The following is a 17,388-nucleotide window of genomic DNA, read 5'->3' on the forward strand; positions in this document are numbered from 1 at the left end:
AGAGAGGGAGAATCTCTTCTCAATAATGGACGACATTGCCCGCGCTGCGGATGCGGGCCAGCACCGGCCCGGCCTCCGGGCTGCGGAAGTAGTCGAGGCTGGTCTGGGGCAGCAGGGTCTTCAGCGTTTCCCAATCGCCAGACTGCAAGCACTGGCGGACCGTGGAGGCGCTGATGGCTTTGCCGTCTGCCTCCTTGCGGGGCACAACGATGCATTCGATGCCCGCCTTGGGCAGCTGCTCGCACATGATCTTATTGTAAAGGCCCGTCACCTGACTGGTCGGCTCTTCGCCCACATAGCGGGCGGTGATGTTCAGGGCCGCCGCGATTTTGGTAAACACCGCCAGATCCAGCCGGGCGTGGCCGTCGATGACAGCGGCTTCGTCCTTCAGGAAATAGCTGGGGAAGGTGGCGTTGGAGATGATATAAGGGCCGCTGTCGTGGAGTACGACATTGGGCAGATGGGCCACCCCCGCCTCCACCAGCCTTTTGCGCACCGCAAAGGGCACGAGGCTGGCATCCTCGCTGACCACGAAGAGGTGGAGGGTATCGCAGGCAGCCGCAGCTTTTTCCACGAGGTACTGGTGGCCGAGGGTGAAGGGGTTGGCATTCATGACGAGGGCCGCGCACTTTCCCCCAGTCTTTGTCTTTTCGAGTGCGCGCAGATAGGCCCCGAATCCGTCCCTGCGGTTCTCCATAAAGACGAGGGTATCCTCCACCCGGGCGATCTCATAGAAGCCGAGGTCGCCGAAAAATCTTGCGCTTTTCACCTTGGTGTATAAAAACAGGTGCAGATTTCCCCGCGCACACTGCACCTCGATGAGGTGGGTGATGATCTGGTTCAGCAGGCCCTCGCCCTGATGGGCACTGCTGACCGCAAAGCACCGCAGGGTGTTGCCGAAGCAGCTGCCCGTGCCGATGACATTGTACTCCTCGTCGAACATGGCGCAGATGTAGTCCAGATTGCCGTCGCGGCGGATGCCCTCCTGCTGCAGCAGCGCATCGATCTGGGCCAGAACGGTCCGATCGGTCGGGCAGACCTGCGAAATGGTATATTCACTCATCGTTATTCCCCTCCGTCGTGATAAAATGGAGCAGATAGGTCAGCGCCAGCAGGTCGGCACTGCCGCCGGGCGAAAGATTCTCCGCGATGAAGCGGTCATCCAGCGCCGCCAGCGCGTCCCTGTCCGGGTAGGGCGTCTCGGCCAGAAGGGCCTTCAGCTCCTCGGCGAGGGCCTGCTGACGCGCCCGGCTCGAACGGGCGATGATGTTGGTGTCGGTGCTGCCAGCCAGAATCGCCAGCAGCGCCCCGCCGCCTGCCCGGTCGAAGTCATAGCCCTTGGCGAGTCCGGCTTTCAGCGTCGGCAGGCCGATGTTCAGCACGGCAGGAAGCCCGGCCTCCACCTGCCCCCGCACGCCGGTGATGCCGTATTCGGCATAGAGTTTCTGGCCTGTGGTGGCGGCGTTTTCCGCCGTGACGTCCGCAAAGTCCTTTTCGGTAAGGCCCGCCGTCATGGCGGACACCTCGGCCAGCACCCGGGCTGCATCGGCCCAGAGTGCACGGTCGAGACGGCCCAGCGCCGCACAGACGATGCCCACCGAAAAGACAGCGCCCTTGTGGGTGTTGACGCCGCCGGTGGCCTCCAGCATCTCCCCCTCTGCTTCACAGCCCAGAGGCCGCAGGGCCTCGAAAGTCTCGGAGGCGGGCCGCTCTGCCGTGCCGCGGCCCATCCGGGCGCAGGCTTCAAAATAGGGGTAGAGGGCGGCGGCGCTGTCCATGAAGGTAAAGACATCCATATCCTTGTGGCTGCCGCTGTTCCGCCGGTCTACAAGGCCGGGCTTCGGGGTGGTCGTCACCTCATACAGCAGAGCGCGGACAGACAGACGGGCCGCGTCGGCGATGTCCTGCGCATCCCGGGCATCGGTCAGGATCTCGGTGGTTTTTTCCTGCAATTCTGCCACGGTGTGGACGCGGCGGCTGCTGCACACCTTGGCTGGCCCGCCGCAGATCAGGCAGCGGCGCCCCTCAAGATGCAGCTCCTCCCGGTCCACCTTCCGCCCATCCGGGCGGATGACGTCCATATCAAAGAGCCGCCCCAGCGGTGTGGCGTCCTCGATGTCGGTGGTGAACTTTTTGATGGTCAGCGGGTCGGCGTCCAGCACATAGAACGCCTCGCAGCCCGTGTCCTCCCGGATGGCGTCCTCCCGCAGTGGCACCAGCTTCGCCCGCAGGAACTGCTGACGCAGCAGCTGACGCCCCCGCGCAAAGCCCCGCCGGATGAGGGGTGAATCCTTCACCGGGCCGCAGATGTTCATGGTAAAGCAGATGAGGGGCTTGTGGTACTGGGCCAGCAATGCCTGCTGGTGCTGCACCCGGCGCTCCCGCGCATCCAGCATCTGGACCAGCGAAACAGTTGTCTCCATTTTCTTCTCCTCTCAACGATGCTTCTTGAGCATATCCATAAAAAGCTGCACCTGCGGCAGGGCCGCAGCGTCCCTCTGGCAGAAAATATAGGTGCGTCGGACGAACGGCTCGCCATTCTCGAAGGTGCAGGGCTTGACGCTTCCCTTGAAGCCATCCAGCGCCACTTCCGGCATCAGCGCCCAGCCGAGACCCCGCTCCACCATCTCGCGGCAGACCATGATGTTATCCACCACAAAGTTGCCTGTGTCGTTGGTCACACCGTTCTCGTAGCGCCAGCGGGCCATCTGGGCGCTGATGGTAGCGTCGCTGCTGTGGTCGATATAGAGGTAGTCGGAGATGGGACGTTCCTTGTTCTCCTCACTGCAAATGAGGCAGATGTTTTCCTGCGAGAGCAGGAACTGGGTGCCGTCCCACGGGTACTCGCCGCGCAGCACCGCAACGTCCAGCGATGAGTCCAGCATCTGCTGGTAGATGTTCCGGCTGTGGCCGGTGGCGATGTCGAGACGGACTTTCGGGTAGGCCCTGTGGTACTCTGTCAGCACCTCGGGCAGGCGGTAATAGGAGAAGTTCACCGAGATGCCCGCCCGCAGGGTGCCGCAGGCTTCGCCCTGGATCGAGGCCAGCTGGCGGCGCATCTTCTCCATCTCCCGGGCAGCGGCGGCGCTGTGGAGCAGCACCTGCTCCCCCGCCGGTGTGAAGCGGATGCCCTGCCGCGAGCGCAGCACGATCTCCACCCCAAGCTCCTGCTCCAGTGCCTTGATGCGCTTGGACAGCGCCGACTGGGTCATATACAGCTTATCCGCTGCATGGGTGATGTTGCGGGTCTCGTCCAGTGCGTGCAGCAGCTCGTAATCTTTTTCGTCCATGTGGCTCTCCCCTCATGCCTTAACTTTTCTTATCATTCCTGTTCGCGCTCTGTCCCGGCGCATTTTCGTCTCGTTCCATACCTGTTATTCATAATACAACAGATTTTCCCAAATGAAAAGGGGGATATTCGCCTTGATTTTCCGGAAAGTCCATTCCGAAATGGAATATTATTGCGTCCAGCATCTCTTCTTTTCCGGAATATGCCCTTCGGCACGTCCTCCTTGTGGAAAACTGCCTGCTTCTGTGCTACAATAAGCCCAGACGAACACGACCTTCTTCCGAAAGGAGTCTCCCATGCGCACCGTTCCACTCACCCATCAGCGCGTCACCATCCAAGACGACTTCGACCTCGACAAGATCCTCGAAAGCGGCCAGTGCTTCCGCCCCCGGAAGCTGGCCGACGGGCGCTGCCGCTTCGTTTCCGGCAAAGCGCTGCTCTATCTGACCCCGCTGGGCTGCGGGCAGTACGACGCCGCGTGGTACGGCGCGGACTGGGATGTCTGGGCCGGATATTTCAATCTGGGCCGCAGCTACGCCGCCCTGCGGCAGAGTCTGACGGGCCAGAGCGCCTATCTCGACGCAGCGCTGGCCTTCGGGCAGGGCATCCGGGTGCTGCGTCAGGACCCGTGGGAGATGCTCGTCACCTTCATCATCTCCCAGCGCAAGAGCATCCCGGCCATCCGCACCGCCGTCGAGCAGCTGGCCCGGTGCTGCGGCGAGTCGCTCTGTGCAGAGGGCGATGAGGTCTTCCTCTTCCCCACCCCGGAGCAGCTCTGCGGCCTCACAGAAGCGCAGCTGACGGGCTGCGGGCTGGGCTACCGCACCCGCTACATCCAGCACGCCGCCGCGCAGGCCTCCGCCCGCACCCTCGACCTCGATGCGCTGGCCGGCCTCCCCGACGACGCCCTCTTTTCCCGCCTGCTCACGCTGGACGGCGTCGGCAAAAAAGTCGCCAACTGCGTCTGCCTCTTCGGCTATGGCCGCACCGCGATGGCCCCCATCGACGTCTGGATCCAGCGTCTCATCGACGAGGAATTTGGCGGGCGCGACCCCTTCCCCGCCTACGGCCAGCAGGCCGGCATCGTGCAGCAGTATCTGTTCTACTATAAGCGCAGCACTTCCACGCAGAAAAAATGAAAAAAAACTGTTGACAACCGGGTCTCAGGCTGGTATAATAATCAACGTCGTCAGGGACGACACACCAGCTCTGGGGGATTAGCTCAGCTGGGAGAGCGCTTGCATGGCATGCAAGAGGTCAGCGGTTCGATCCCGCTATTCTCCACCAAAAAAGCACTGTACTTCGCAGGAAGTACAGTGCTTTTCTTTTTACTGAAGCCGATTTTTGGGGGGCTGTATTGCTTCGCCTGCACCGTTTTTATAGCAGTTTGCGTTTTTAATGCACAAGCAACATCCGCAAACTGTATATCGCAAAGATGCCGTTTCGCACAAACCGTTCTACAACAAACGGCGTTTCATCTGCGATGCGTCCGATTTGGTCGAACATGAACACCAGCAGAATGTCAAACTTGCCTTTTCGGGCATAATCTTTATCAGGCTCAGGAGCTGAACTGCGCCTCTTCCATCTACGGTGCGCTCAGCGGGGGCGCACCGTTTTATTTTCTTTCAGCTTTTTGATAGACCACGCGCCCAGCCAGCCGCAGGCAGTGCCCAGCACCGCGCCGCCCAGAATATCCGTCGGAAAGTGGACGCAGAGGTACATCCGGGAGAACGCGATCAGCACTGCCAGCGGCAGCGCTGCCATTGCCCACTGCCTTTTCCCTGCCAGCCAGAGGGCCGTCACCGACGCGAAGGATGCCGCCGTGTGCCCCGAGGGGAAGGAGAAATCCTCCGGGCGGGGGATAAGAAGCTCCACCTCCGTGAGGATGTCGCAGGGGCGGATGCGGCCCACCATCGGCTTGAGAAGGATATTGCAGAGGACGGCGTCGAAGAGCAGTGCCGCCGCCAGCACCCAGCCCGCCCGCCGCGTCCCGCGGAAGGCCAACAGCAGAGCGGTCAGCGCCAGCCAGACAAAACCGGAGTCGCCCAGATGGGTGAAAAAGCGCATGACTCCGTCCAGCGCAGGTGTGCGCAGGGCTTGCAGAGCGTTCAGGAAAGTGAGTTCGGCGTTCATGAAGTTTCCTCTTTCTCGTTTCGTTCTGTCTACAGGATACCATCTACAGGATACCAGAAGTTTGTGAACAAAAATCGACCAAGTCTTAAACAGTCATTATCGCAGTTCACCTTTTATGCACCAGCGTTGAATCGCATATCACAAATATGCTGTTTTCATGCTGCACCATCGCAATTTTCAAAAATAGTGCCTATCAAAACGGCATCTTTGCGATATGCAGTTTGCGGATGTTGCTTGTGCATTAAAAACGCAAACTGCTATAATTCTTGCCCTGCGATAAAATGGCTTTTCCTGCCGGAAAGCTCTCTTGATGAGAGCCCCATTTCACATGGCCAAAAGCACGGCGGAGGAGCTTTGCTTCCAGTAAAAACAAACGGGCCAGAAAGCGATGCTTCCTGACCCGTTTCTCTATGCCGGTGGTGGGGGTCGAACCCACACGTGTTATTAGCACAAGGGATTTTGAGTTTTTGTCCTCATCTTCCATCTGGTGTCATCCAGTGATATCTAGTGATATCTGGTTCCCACTGTGCAAAGGCAAAATTCACGCCTCAACGAGCAATAATTTGAAATATCCACGATTTTTCGATGCGTTTTCTCTCTACTCTGTTTTTTCGGTTTGGACCGCCCAAATGGAAATTGGAGGGATGTTCAGGAGGGATGCAGGGCAAAACGCTCCTCTGCTTAGGCACAAAACGAAAGGAAAGTCAAGGATAATGAATCAAAATCAAGCAAAAGAGTATTATAAAAAATTATTTGTGAACTATCCTGATGTGCTGTCTGTCGAAGAAGCAACAACTTTACTCGGTTTCAAAAGCCAGACTGCAATCATCAGAAGAATCCATCAACATAGAATTCGCTGCCTGAAAGTCGGACGATCTTTCATGATTCCAAAAGAATATCTCATCGACTATCTTTTGGATAGCTAAATTATACAGCCATTATATTACATAGCGCACTACTTTTCAATAAGAAAAGAGTGCGCTTTTTATTTTCAAACGAAAGGCGGTCGATTTTTTGAACACAAGCTGGAGCAAAATGTTGAAAAAGCCACATGACCCTTGACTACTTCTACGGACAAGCCGGAGAACTATTTTCGTTCTACCGCATTCCCAAGGCTCTTTTTCAGGAGCCACGGTTCCAGAGTCTGTCAACCGATGCCAAGACCCTGTACGGTATCCTGCTGGACCGCATGAGCCTGTCCGTGAAAAACGGCTGGCTGGACGAGCAGAACCGGGTGTTCATTATCTTCACGATAGAGGATGTCAAGAGGGCGTTGTGTTGCGCAGACAACAAAGCGACCAAGCTGCTCCGGGAACTCGAAAAGTTTGGTCTGATTGAACGAAAACGCAGAGGTCTGGGAAAGCCAAGTTTGGTATATGTGAAGAACTTTTAGGCAGAATCGTCAAAATCAATATTCCAGAATCGTGATTTTCACGATTCTGGAGGCTTCAAAAACGCAAGTCAAGACCCTTCAAAATCACGATGTAATAAGACTAAAGAGAATGATACTGAAATGAGTGAGACTGATCCATTCTATTCTGAAGAAGCGGATGGGATGAGCAAACGCACCCAACTGGAAGAATATTTTTCTCAGTCTTTGGAGATAGACCTTCTGCTCCGGCTTTGCCCGGATGATGAGGACACCATCTATCAGATCGTAGATTTGTTGGTGGACACCTGCGCTACCAACCGCAAGCTGCTGCGGGATGGTCGTGTCCGCTTGAAGGACTGCAAGAGCGTCAAGGGCAAGACCTACAATGCCACCGTGCTGCTGTCCTGTGAAGCCGATGGCCGCAGCAAGTTTTCGCTGGAATTTGAAGGTGGGTGCTGATGGAGCAGATAAAAGAAGCTGTCTACCTTATCAACGATGAACGCTATCTGCATCTCCGGGAAAACGGTGCAGGGGTCGGCTTTGCCACTTATAACAAGGTAACTGGCGAGCCGCTGGAAAGTGGGCAGATCTCGGAAAAGAATCTGCCGCCAGATGGACAAAACACCATTCCTGCCGCCCGGAACTGGTATCTGTTTGAACTTTCGGACGATGATCGTAAGGTCATCCAACAGGAAAGCGTAAAGATCCTCGAAAACATCCCGCAGGCGGGCATCGGCAGACGGCGCATCTGGGAGCCGGAAACGCTGCCGAAGGATATTCGTCTCATCAACAGCCACTATGATGACCTCTATCGCATTCCCGATGGCGGCGTGATTCAGATGGATTACCCGGATGGGCGCAGTTTTACGGCACGGGTGGAACATCTGGATGATTATCACTTTGACATGGGCGGTCTGGGCAATGTGTTCCACATCTGCCAGTTTGCCGAGGTCATGGAACGGAACCATGCCGACTTCTACCCGGAAATTCAGACGCAAGACGAGAAGGCTGCATGGGAACTGGGCGGCAAAGGCTACCTTGCCATCCAGTCCTGTGAGGATGGATGGGACTACACTCTCTACCACAGCGATTATTCTGTGATGGATGGTGGGCAACTGGATGCCCCGGAACTGACCATTCAGGAAGCCCGTGAGCAGATTCTGGAAGCACACCACATGGAAAAGGGCCGGCGGCTACTGCAGAACTACGATGCAGTCATGGATAAAGTTGCGGAAGCCGAGGAACTGAGTGCAGACCATCGCCCTTCCACACTGGAAAAGCTGGCAGAACTGGCAAGTGATACGTCTGCGCCAAAATCCTCTGCACGTTCTGCGCCAGAACTGTGAGGTGGACGATGCAGCAAAAATGGAACCAGAATTTTGACGGTGAACCCATGACGGACATCCCACAAAAATTTCTGAACGCAGGGTGCGATGTTTATATGGTGATGCAGCTGCGGCATGACGAAAAAATCCTCGATGAAAGATTTGCTTCTATGCGGGAGTTGAATCGTCGAGGCAAAATGCCCGACCCGGAGCATTACGAGGTCACCTACTATGCCGATCTGCCCACCATGTGGCAGGATGTGCCGAACAACGAGATTTTGGAAGAACTATTTCAGATGTTCAACCTCTCCCGCCCGCAGGATTTTGAGGGGCACAGCCTGTCGGTCAGCGATGTGATCGCACTCAAACGCAATGGCGAAGTGTCTGTGCATTATGTGGACAGCATCGGCTTCAAGGAACTGCCGGGATTTCTGGATACAAAGCCGGAACGTCCTTCGGTGCTGATGAATCTCAAAGAAAAGTGCGATGCCCCGGAGTGCAATCCTACCGTCTGCCGGAAAGCGAGGGATGAACATGAACTTTGACCACGAGGAATTGACCCTGATGATGCTCTACAACACCGGCACCCGGCTGGGGCTTATCCATGAACTGCGGCTCATGCAGTGCTACCTGATGCCCGATGAAACTGCCCTGCGGGAACTGTCGGAGGGCGTTATCGAAAAGCTGAAACTGCTGACCGATGCAGAGTTTGCCGAACTGGAATTTCCGCTCGACTGAAATTTGCCGCCTGCGGGCGGCGTACATAGGCTCTTTTACAATGGGATTCGGTGTGGTATACTGAACTCGACAAATCGTATATACCCTGTACACAAAAATTTCACTTGTGATCTGGCAGGATATCGGCTACACTTTACACATTCCAATCTGATAGGAAGGATAAGAAAGAATATGAGAAAGAAATGGATTTTTATCGGAGCGGCATTTGCACTTGCAATGACCCTGACCGGATACAGATATAATGCGGCAGCCAGTATTCCGCAGCAAAGCAGCCAGGAGCAGACGAAGGAGCAGACACAGATGATCCCTATGGAGGAGGCACAGGAAGCGGCGTTAAAAGCAGCGGATATTGTAGCGGCAGATGCAGACATTTCAGCCACGACCTTAAGTGAGGTGGCGGGAGTGGCCTGCTATAAGGTAGAATTTACTTCCGGAGAGTATGCCTACGCCTACACGATCAATGCAGAGACAGGAGCTGTCATGGAAATGAGCAGCCAAGAACAGAATGCGCAGGCTTCCGGGACACAGACGGAGACGACAGACCCCGCTGCCCCTGCTCCGGCACAGAATGCAACAGGTACCGGAACCGTGGATGAAGCAGCAGCACAGAAGATCGCACTGGAGCATGCCGGAGTGAAGGCAGCGGATGCAACGATCACCAAGTCAAAGCTTGACTATGAAGACGGACGTCAGGTATATGACATTGAATGGTATGCAGGCGGTGCAAAGTATGACTATGAGATTGCGACAGACACCGGAGAGATCATCAGCTCCGCATATGAAGAAAAAACGATGGGAACAGACAGCAAGAACGTTACGGTCAGTGAGGCAGATGCAAAGAAAACAGCCCTTGACCGTGTAAGCGGAGCAACGGACAAGGATCTCTACGAATGGAAGCTTGATTATGATGACGGACGTCCGGAATACGAAGGAAAGATCATCTACGGTGGAACGGAATACGAATTCACGATTGATGCAGCGACCGGATCCGTAATGGAGTGGGATGCTGAGAAGGTCCGTTAAGACAGACAGGAGAAGTAGTTGTGTACAAAGATTAAACTACCATAGATTCCATAAGCGAGTGACCTGAAAAGGCCGCTCGCGTTTTTGTTTACAACGAGATTGAAGGGAGGAACGCTATGCCAAGCAAAACCGAAGAATATCTCGCCCTTGCCCAGCGCACGGCGAACGGCTTGACCCGGTATTGGGAAAGCTGGACGGACTACCTGACCACCGCATCCCGACTGTACAAGTACCCCTTTGCGGACCAGTTGATGATCTACGCCCAGCGCCCGGATGCCACCGCCTGCGCCGACTTTGACATCTGGAACAACCGGATGAACCGTTATGTGCGCCGGGGTGCTAAGGGCATCGCTCTGCTGGACGAATCCAGCGGATTCCCCCGGCTGCATTACGTCTTTGACGTAAGCGACACCGGGGTGCGCCGCAATTCCCGTGACCCGGAGGTGTGGCAGTTTAACGACGACCTGAAACAGGCGGCTTCGGAAATGTTGAACAAGACCTACGGCATCAGCGGGGAGCGTGTCAGCCAGCAGCTTGCCGATGTTACCGGGAAATTGGTGGCAGATTACTGGGACAACAACGGTGGAGACATCCGCGCCATCGTTGACGGCTCGCTCCTGATGGATTATGATCAACTTTGCCGTGGCCAGCAGCGCCATCAAGCACACCATCCACGGCGATGCCAACATCACCGACGATGTAAGCTCCATCCGCAACCTGATGAACATGAACTACGACATCAAGCGTTGAGTTTCGCCTCAGCGCTTCCGTCTGCAGGGAACCGACCGCTGTACGTTGGTTTCCGGCTTTTTTATGCCGTCAGCGTCACAAATTGACACCAATTTATCATTCTCCACGAAGTATGTGACAAAATCTCTTGACAGCACATCACAAAATATGTTATCTTTTGTAAGCATCCTTGAAAAGGTATGACCTTTTCTGGGGGCCGAACACAAACCGATTTTTCTCTGGAGGAAAGACCCATGAAACAGGAGATCATCCGCAAACTGAGCGCTGCCGTGGCCATGAGCCTCGTTGTTGGCGTCTCTCTGGCCGCCTGCGGCGGCAGCAGCAGCTCCACCGCTGCCGGTGTGACTAAGACCGGCTCTGCCGAAGGCTTTGGCGGTGCTGTCACTGCCACCCTGACCGTGGATGCCAACGGCACCGTTACCGACTGCAAGCTGGAAGGTGCACAGGAGACCGAGAGCATCGGCGGCGCTGCACTGGAAGAGCTGTCCAAGCAGGTCGTAGCCGCCAACGGCCCCGCCATCGACGGTGTTGCCGGTGCCACGGTGACCACCAAGGCCGTCCGGAAGGCCGTTGCCGCCGCACTGGGTGTGGAGCTGGCCGAAGAAGCCCCCGCCGACTCTGCTGTCGCAGCCCCCGCTGAACCCGCCGCCATCGTCCCGGTGGAAGGCGGCATCCAGATCGGTCAGGCCTATGCTGCCGCCCACGGCACCAAGTGCTTCACCGAAGCGGTGGCTGTGGTGAAGGATGACGTCATCCTCGCCGCCTACCTCGACGATTTCCAGTTCACCAGCGCCGATGCAGGCGTGACCGCCGTGCCCAACTCCGACTCCGACTTTGCCGCAGGCTACGCCGAGGGCAAGGTTCTGATGTCCAAGCGGGCCAACGCTGATTATTACAGCAAGATGATGGCCGAAAAGGGCGGCTCCACGGTCGCTCTGGATGCAAACTTCGACGCCATCCAGAACTTTGCTGTCGGCAAGACCATCTCCGAGCTGGAGGATGTGGCCGCCAAGGGTGCCGAGGCTGTGGACGCCGTCTCCGGCGCAACGCTGGTGGATACCGCCGGTTATCTCTCCGCCATCGTGGATGCCGCCAAAAATGCCCAGACCACGCAGGCCGTGGAGTTCAACGGCAGCTCCGAGGACCTGAAGCTGAATGTGGTCTATGGGGCCGCACACGGCACCAAGTGCTTCACCTCCGGCGCTGTCGCCACCGCCGGGGACACCATCGTGCTGAGCTACATTGACGAGTTCCAGTTTGCCGGTTCGGACGCCGGGGTCGTCGGTGTGCCCAACTCCGATTCCGACTTCGGCGCAGGCTACGCCGAGGGCAAGGTGCTGATGTCCAAGCGGGTCAACGCCGATTACTACAGCAAGATGATGGCCGAAAAGGCTGGTTCCACCGTTTCGCTGGATGCCAACTACGACGCCATCCAGAACCACGTGAACGGCATGAGCATTGCCGACGCCGAGGCTCTGAGCAAAGATGAAAAGGCTGTGGACGCCGTTTCCGGTGCCACGCTGGTGGATACTGCCGGCTACATTGGTGTGCTGGTGGATGCCGCAAAGTAAGGCAAGAAAAATAACATTCCTCTGAACACAGCAGCGCCCGCCGGGAGATCTCCCGGCGGGCGCTGCTTATTTATTGGGTAGCTTGAGCGAGCGACAACCACCAGCTCCGCTGGTGGAGTAGAAAATGCTTTAGCTATAAGATTCGAGCAAAGCGAGATGACAAAGAAATTGTCATCTTAGAAGATGCACTTTGCAACATAGCTCGTTAGAGCGGTAGGGCAGGTAATGCAGATGAAAGATGCTTGCTCGTGGCCTCTTATAGGGGCTTTGCTGGTAAGGTGCCCTTCTAGGGCTTACTCAAGCCACCGGCTCAGCCGGTGGTTTTGACTCAGTTGCTCACTGTTGCGTGGACTGGATATGGAGAGACAACATATCTCCCGATCTTACATGGGTTATCTTATCTGCCATCACTCTGGCAGTTTGCCTTGCAGATATGTCGGCATCCCCACTGCGGTCGTATCCGGCCTGACCTTAAACATGGCTTTTTCAATCTACCTCCCTTATCGGTTTTCCGCGATATATTTCTCCGCCATGTGGACTGCCACCGCGCCGTCCGCCACGGCGGTGACCACCTGACGGAGGGGCTTCGTCCGCACGTCGCCCACGGCGTAAACGCCGGGAATACTGGTTTCCGTGGTCTCTCCGGCCACAATATAGCCGCCGCCGTCCAGCTCCAGTTGACCCACCGCCAGCGCCGTGGCGGGCTGTCGGCCCACGCTGACAAATACGCCGTCGCAGTCCACCACGCTTTCCTCACCGGTGACGGTGTCCCGCAGGCGGACGCCGGTCAGTCTGTCCCCGGAAAGCAGCGCAGAAACGACGCTGTTCCAACGGAATTCCACGTTTTCGGCCTGTGCCAGCGGCTCGTGATAGATCTTGGTGGCCCGCAGGGTGTCTCTGCGGTGGACGAGGATCACTTTTTTCGCCACGCGGCTGAGAAGGAGGGCATCTGCCGCGGCGGAATTGCCGCCGCCCACCACGACCACCGTTTTGCCCTTGTAAAACATCCCGTCGCAGGCGGCGCAGTAGGCCACGCCCCGGCCCAACAGCTCCGTCTCTCCGGCAACGCCCAGCGTTCTGGGGTCTGCGCCGGTGGCCAGCACCACGGTTTTCCCCAGGAAGATCCCCTCGCTGGTCTCCACGAGCTTAGGAACCGCCGTCAGATCCATGCGGAGGACTTCTGCGTATTCGCTGCGTGCCCCAAAACGCTCCGCCTGCTTTTGCATCTTCTCCGCCAGAGAGAAGCCGTCGATCCCGTTCTCAAAGCCGGGGTAGTTGTCGATCTGCTCGGTCAGGGCCATCTGCCCGCCAGCAGACAGCTTTTCCAGCACGACGGTATCCAGCCCCGCCCGTGCCGCGTACAGGGCGGCGGTGTAGCCGCCCGGGCCGCCGCCCACCACGAGCATATCATAAACATGATTGTTGTTCATATCTGAACCCTCCGTTATTTCGCCAATACTTCCTGAATGAAGCGGTCGGTCTCTGCCTTTGAGCCGGGCGCAGTGATGGAATCCACGGTCTTTCCGTTCCTGTACAGCACCAGAGTTGGGATGACCTCAATCCCCTCGGCCCCCGCCAGCCGCGGCTCCTCGTCAATATTGATCTTGCTGACAACGAGGCTGTCCACTTATTCCTCTCCAATCTTCTCATACGCAGGACCGATCCTCCGGCAATAGCCGCACCAGGGCGCCCAGAAATCCACCAAAACGGGCTTTTCGCCCCGGGTCGCCTGCTCAAACTGCTCCTGATTCATATTGATAGCTGCCATATCTGTCAGCTTCTTTCCTTTGTTTGGGTATTCTCAAGACTCCGGTCTCGCCCCACACCACATCGTGACCTCAACCTGAGATGACGGTACTCTGCCCTTGGGACATAAAGCAGATGAGTAAGACCATCATCTGTACGAGAATAGCTGCGGTTTGTTGCAGCTTATTCTGCGCAGAGCTCAGCCACCAGAGCGTCCATCTGCGCTTCGCTGGTTTGGTTCAATGCACCACGCAGAGACACTACCGTTTCGTAAAGGTGGATATCCTTCATCTCCTCCAATTTGGTGCGCATCAGCCGCGCGGCAGCAGGTGCCCAAGAGCCGTCTTCAATAATGCCAACCCGGCGGTTTCGGAATCCCTTTGTCCGTAAATGTTCCAAAAACTCCCTCATGGGCGGAAACAGTCCTCCGTCATAGGTGGAGCTGGCTAAAATCAACTTCCCGCAGTAGAACGCACTGGCAACAGCGTAGGAAAGATCTGTCACAGTGAGATCACATATGTTGACCTGTACGCCTTTTTTCTCTAATTTACCCTTGAGGGTCTTCGCCGCATGGGCAGTATTTCCATGGATGGATGCGTGAGCGATCAGGATGCCCTCCGGTTCTTCCGGTTTCCATTGTGACCAGAGATCATAGAGCCGCAGGTACTCCCCCAAGTCTTCTGTGAGCATGGGGCCATGGAGCGGGCAGATCGTTTTGATCTCCAGCGCGGAGATTTTTTTCAGCAGAGCCTGCACCTGTGCGCCATATTTCCCGATAATATTGTAATAATACCGTCGGGCCTGCGGCACCCAGGGGGCACGGGCAGTCCGTTCCAGTGAGCCAAAGCGTCCGAAGGCATCCGCCGAGAACAGGATTTTTTCCGTTTCCTCATACGCCGTCATCACCTCCGGCCAGTGTACCATCGGCGCCAGCAGAAAGCGCAGCCGGTGCAAACCCAAGGAAAGCGTATCTCTTTCGCCAACCTCCAGCATACGGTCTTCCGACAATGCACCTGTGCCGAAGAACTGCTTGATCAGGGTAAATGTTTTCGCGTTTCCCACGATCTTCATCTCCGGGTACTTTTGTGCCAGCCGCATGAGACTGCCGGAATGATCCGGCTCCATGTGTGTGACCACAAGATAGTCGGGCCTGCGCCCCTCCAACACCCGCGCCACATTGGAAAGCCATTCTTCCGTTGCCCGTGCGTCCACGCTGTCCATCACGGCAATCTTCTCATCCAGAATGACATAGGAGTTGTAGCTCACTCCCATAGGCTGGACGGGGTACTGGTTTTCAAAGAGTGCCAATGTGTTATCATCCACCCCTACATAGCGGATGGCATCTGTTACCGTTTGGATAGCCATATAAAATATACCTCCTATTTTCCTTACTCAGACTCTGACTGATAGGTTCTTCTTTTCTAACGAAACATACGCTCAACCGCGGATCGACGGTCGCGCATTTTACCGTTGCCTTGCTTCCCCCAGAGTCGTTACATGTGGTACACCGCAGCGGAGCGAAGTCCTTCCGGCAGGCCGTCGGGCGCAGCAGGTGAAAGTTCCCAGCGTACCTGCCCCGCCCACTGGGAGGCGACGGCGGAGAAGTGGAGCATGACAATACCGAGATCCAATGCGGCATCCAAATTATCGGTGTAGGCATCCTCCTGCTGCACCAAATAGATGCTGTGATCCTGCACAAGGAAGCCATAGGGCTGACGGTTGAGATAGCTGGGGGAGAGCGAAGCGGCGTAGAAGGACTGCCAGAGCATATCGTCGTAGAAGTCCATCATCTCGTCAAGCCCAGACTTGTTGCTCCAGCTCCCCATGTGAACCAAATCGTTCACGCCTTTTTTGGGCGCGTAGTACTGCTGCTCGGCCCGCACATCGATCTGAGACATACTTAGGATATTCAGCCGCAGCTTTTTTGCGGTCTTTTCCCCGTAGCCAAAGGCAACGATTGCCGCCACCTCTAACGGGGTGGCGAGAGACAGTGCCTTTTTGATTTTGTCGCTGTCGGTGAAGGTCATCCAGCAGGTGTCAATGTCCAACTCAGTCAGCTTGAGGACGAGATCTTCCATCATGTAGCCGGCGTTGATGGCCGCATAGGAATGCGGGGCAGACATAAGGAGCAGGTAGTGCGGTGCTCCGATGAGAAATTGATTATAGCCCGCTGAGCTCTCCAGCGCCGGCTGTGCATCCTTGTCCAAGACGATCAACTCCGTTGCAATCTCCGGGACAAGACGGGGGCAGGTCTTTTCATAGTAGGATCGGAGCTGGCCGATAGCCTCGCTCGGAACTTCCTTTTCGCGGAATGCGTGAACGGATCTGCGATTTTGAATCATAGCGCTGTAATTCATAGTAGTATCTCCTATTCTGATGTCTTTGGTTTTCTTATAAATCGTCTATCAGTGCGGTGCTCTTGGCGTAGGCGGTACTGCGTGCCTCAAAGAAATCGGTCTTGACCATGTTGGCGTCGGCGTACTGGCTGACCCATTCCATGCTCTCCGGTTCGCTCTCAAAGCCTGGATACAATGCGGGATAGCCAAGGCTCGTCCAGCGGAGGTTGCCGAGATAGCGGATGTAATCGCTGATCATCTGCCGGTTCAGCCCCGGGATGTCGTCGCCGATCACATAATGCCCCCATGCGATCTCCTGTTCCACGCCCTCACGCATCATCTCGCGCAGCGCTTGTACGCTCTCGGCGGTGAACAACTCCGGCTGCTCCTTTTGCAGCTCCGTGATGATATTGCGGAACAGCCACAAGTGCGTGTTCTCATCGCGGTTTATGTAGCGAATCTCCTGCGCCGAGCCGGGCATCTTCCCGTTTCGGGAGAGATTGTAGAAGAACATAAAGCCGCTGTAAAAATAGATGCCCTCCAAAATATAGTTTGCCATCATCACGCGCAGCAGCGTGGGAGCGTCCTTCCTCTCCTGAAACTCGTTGTAGCAGTCCCCAATGAAGGTGTTGCGGCGCAGCAGATGCTCGTCCGTTTTCCATTGGTAGAGGATGTCATTGCGCTCCACGGGGGAACAGATGGTGTCGAGCATATAGCTGTAGCTCTGTGAGTGGACACACTCCTGAAACGCCTGAATGGACAGGCAGAGATTGACCTCGTTGGCGGTAATGTAGGCGCCGATATTAGGCAGGTTCGCTGTCTGAATGGAATCCAAAAAGACAAGAAAACTCAGAATTTTATCGTAGGCGCTGCGCTCGGCTGACAGCAGGCGGGGATAGTCCTTCACATCCTGCGAGAGATTGATCTCCTCAGGGATCCAAAAGTTGTTCATGGCCTGCCGGTACCAGTCGCTGACCCAAGCGTACTTCATATTGTTGAAGTCGTTGAGGTTGGTGGTATTGCCGCCGATCATGCGCCGCAGGCGCACATCAGGGTCGCCCTCCGGGTTAAAAAGGGGCTTTTTCTTCAGTTCCGTCATGCTATC

The 17,388-nt window shown here is 56.2% G+C and carries 17 protein-coding genes, 1 tRNA gene and 4 pseudogenes; 10 read left to right on the top strand and 12 right to left on the bottom strand.

The genetic code is table 11. The features are described 5' to 3' along the window. Positions 1-19: 19 nt before the first annotated feature. From citC to MTP38_RS09855, 3 genes are read right to left on the bottom strand one after another with little or no spacing between them, the layout of a single operon-like run. On the bottom strand, positions 20-1,063 hold the full coding sequence (gene citC / locus MTP38_RS09845) for a [citrate (pro-3S)-lyase] ligase (protein ID WP_249233471.1): 1,044 nt from the start codon (positions 1,061-1,063) through the stop codon (positions 20-22). Next, positions 1,056-2,423 (bottom strand): triphosphoribosyl-dephospho-CoA synthase CitG, encoded by a 1,368-nt coding sequence (gene citG, locus MTP38_RS09850; RefSeq protein WP_249233472.1) that lies wholly within the window; start codon positions 2,421-2,423, stop codon positions 1,056-1,058. Before citG ends, citC begins: the two co-directional genes overlap by 8 nt. Positions 2,424-2,435: 12 nt before the next feature. Beyond that, entirely contained in the window at positions 2,436-3,290 is an 855-nt protein-coding gene (locus tag MTP38_RS09855; RefSeq protein ID WP_249233473.1) for a LysR family transcriptional regulator, read from the bottom strand. A gap of 295 nt (positions 3,291-3,585) precedes the next feature. Here MTP38_RS09855 and MTP38_RS09860 point away from each other — a divergent pair, with 295 nt between their 5' ends. Together MTP38_RS09860 and MTP38_RS09865 are read left to right on the top strand one after the other, a co-directional pair. Beyond that, positions 3,586-4,428: a DNA-3-methyladenine glycosylase family protein gene (locus tag MTP38_RS09860; protein ID WP_249233474.1), complete on the top strand. Its 843-nt coding sequence runs from the start codon at positions 3,586-3,588 to the stop codon at positions 4,426-4,428. 72 nt (positions 4,429-4,500) lie between these two features. Next, positions 4,501-4,576, top strand: a tRNA-Ala gene (locus MTP38_RS09865). Between the two features lie 147 nt (positions 4,577-4,723). Here MTP38_RS09865 and MTP38_RS09870 read toward each other — a convergent pair. From MTP38_RS09870 to MTP38_RS09880, 3 genes and pseudogenes are all read right to left on the bottom strand, one after another. Further along, a pseudogene (locus MTP38_RS09870) lies at positions 4,724-4,831 on the bottom strand (recombinase family protein); the annotation flags it as partial. Positions 4,832-4,885: 54 nt separating this feature from the next. Next, positions 4,886-5,422 (bottom strand): phosphatase PAP2 family protein, encoded by a 537-nt coding sequence (locus tag MTP38_RS09875; RefSeq protein WP_249233475.1) that lies wholly within the window; start codon positions 5,420-5,422, stop codon positions 4,886-4,888. Between the two features lie 241 nt (positions 5,423-5,663). After that, a complete protein-coding gene (locus MTP38_RS09880; protein WP_249233476.1) occupies positions 5,664-5,906 on the bottom strand; it encodes a hypothetical protein in 243 nt (80 codons plus the stop codon). A gap of 13 nt (positions 5,907-5,919) precedes the next feature. Between MTP38_RS09880 and MTP38_RS09885 the strand changes: the two genes are divergently transcribed. The 6 genes and pseudogenes from MTP38_RS09885 (at position 5,920) to MTP38_RS09910 (ending at position 9,880) form a co-directional block, all read left to right on the top strand. Continuing rightward, positions 5,920-6,348: a helix-turn-helix domain-containing protein gene (locus MTP38_RS09885; protein ID WP_249233477.1), complete on the top strand. Its 429-nt coding sequence runs from the start codon at positions 5,920-5,922 to the stop codon at positions 6,346-6,348. Between the two features lie 125 nt (positions 6,349-6,473). Further along, positions 6,474-7,253 (top strand): annotated as a pseudogene (locus tag MTP38_RS09890) (replication initiator protein A). Then, a complete protein-coding gene (locus MTP38_RS09895; protein WP_249233478.1) occupies positions 7,253-8,140 on the top strand; it encodes an LPD16 domain-containing protein in 888 nt (295 codons plus the stop codon). Before MTP38_RS09890 ends, MTP38_RS09895 begins: the two are co-directional and overlap by 1 nt. Positions 8,141-8,148: 8 nt before the next feature. Beyond that, positions 8,149-8,664: a YodL domain-containing protein gene (locus tag MTP38_RS09900; protein ID WP_249233479.1), complete on the top strand. Its 516-nt coding sequence runs from the start codon at positions 8,149-8,151 to the stop codon at positions 8,662-8,664. Continuing rightward, positions 8,654-8,857: a transposon-transfer assisting family protein gene (locus tag MTP38_RS09905; protein ID WP_154244646.1), complete on the top strand. Its 204-nt coding sequence runs from the start codon at positions 8,654-8,656 to the stop codon at positions 8,855-8,857. Before MTP38_RS09900 ends, MTP38_RS09905 begins: the two co-directional genes overlap by 11 nt. A 171-nt stretch (positions 8,858-9,028) precedes the next feature. Next, positions 9,029-9,880 (top strand): PepSY domain-containing protein, encoded by an 852-nt coding sequence (locus MTP38_RS09910; protein WP_249233480.1) that lies wholly within the window; start codon positions 9,029-9,031, stop codon positions 9,878-9,880. On the opposite strand, the gene MTP38_RS09915 is transcribed toward MTP38_RS09910, so the two are convergent. Further along, positions 9,877-10,515, bottom strand: coding sequence for a hypothetical protein (locus tag MTP38_RS09915; protein WP_249233481.1), 639 nt, complete (start codon positions 10,513-10,515; stop codon positions 9,877-9,879). The genes MTP38_RS09910 and MTP38_RS09915 overlap by 4 nt on opposite strands. Between MTP38_RS09915 and MTP38_RS09920 the strand changes: the two are divergent. Together MTP38_RS09920 and MTP38_RS09925 are read left to right on the top strand one after the other, a co-directional pair. Beyond that, a pseudogene (locus MTP38_RS09920) lies at positions 10,508-10,630 on the top strand (sugar kinase); the annotation flags it as partial. The gene MTP38_RS09915 and the pseudogene MTP38_RS09920 overlap by 8 nt on opposite strands. A 233-nt stretch (positions 10,631-10,863) precedes the next feature. After that, a complete protein-coding gene (locus MTP38_RS09925; protein WP_249233482.1) occupies positions 10,864-12,201 on the top strand; it encodes an FMN-binding protein in 1,338 nt (445 codons plus the stop codon). Positions 12,202-12,701: 500 nt separating this feature from the next. Here MTP38_RS09925 and trxB read toward each other — a convergent pair whose 3' ends face one another. From trxB to MTP38_RS09950, 5 genes and pseudogenes are all read right to left on the bottom strand, one after another. Continuing rightward, positions 12,702-13,631, bottom strand: a complete 930-nt coding sequence (gene trxB, locus MTP38_RS09930) for a thioredoxin-disulfide reductase (RefSeq protein ID WP_249233483.1) — start codon at positions 13,629-13,631, stop codon at positions 12,702-12,704. A 14-nt stretch (positions 13,632-13,645) separates the two neighbouring features. Continuing rightward, positions 13,646-13,969, bottom strand: a pseudogene (locus MTP38_RS09935) (thioredoxin family protein). Between the two features lie 161 nt (positions 13,970-14,130). After that, entirely contained in the window at positions 14,131-15,312 is a 1,182-nt protein-coding gene (locus tag MTP38_RS09940; protein WP_249233484.1) for an FprA family A-type flavoprotein, read from the bottom strand. Between the two features lie 128 nt (positions 15,313-15,440). Continuing rightward, positions 15,441-16,304, bottom strand: a complete 864-nt coding sequence (locus MTP38_RS09945) for a nitroreductase family protein (RefSeq protein WP_097777347.1) — start codon at positions 16,302-16,304, stop codon at positions 15,441-15,443. Between the two features lie 34 nt (positions 16,305-16,338). Continuing rightward, complete coding sequence (locus tag MTP38_RS09950; RefSeq protein WP_005946381.1) at positions 16,339-17,382, bottom strand: ribonucleotide-diphosphate reductase subunit beta; 1,044 nt, start codon at positions 17,380-17,382, stop codon at positions 16,339-16,341. Between the last annotated feature and the right edge of the window lie 6 nt (positions 17,383-17,388).

The sequence above is a fragment of the Faecalibacterium sp. I3-3-89 genome (assembly GCF_023347275.1).
Classification (GTDB): domain Bacteria; phylum Bacillota; class Clostridia; order Oscillospirales; family Ruminococcaceae; genus Faecalibacterium; species Faecalibacterium butyricigenerans.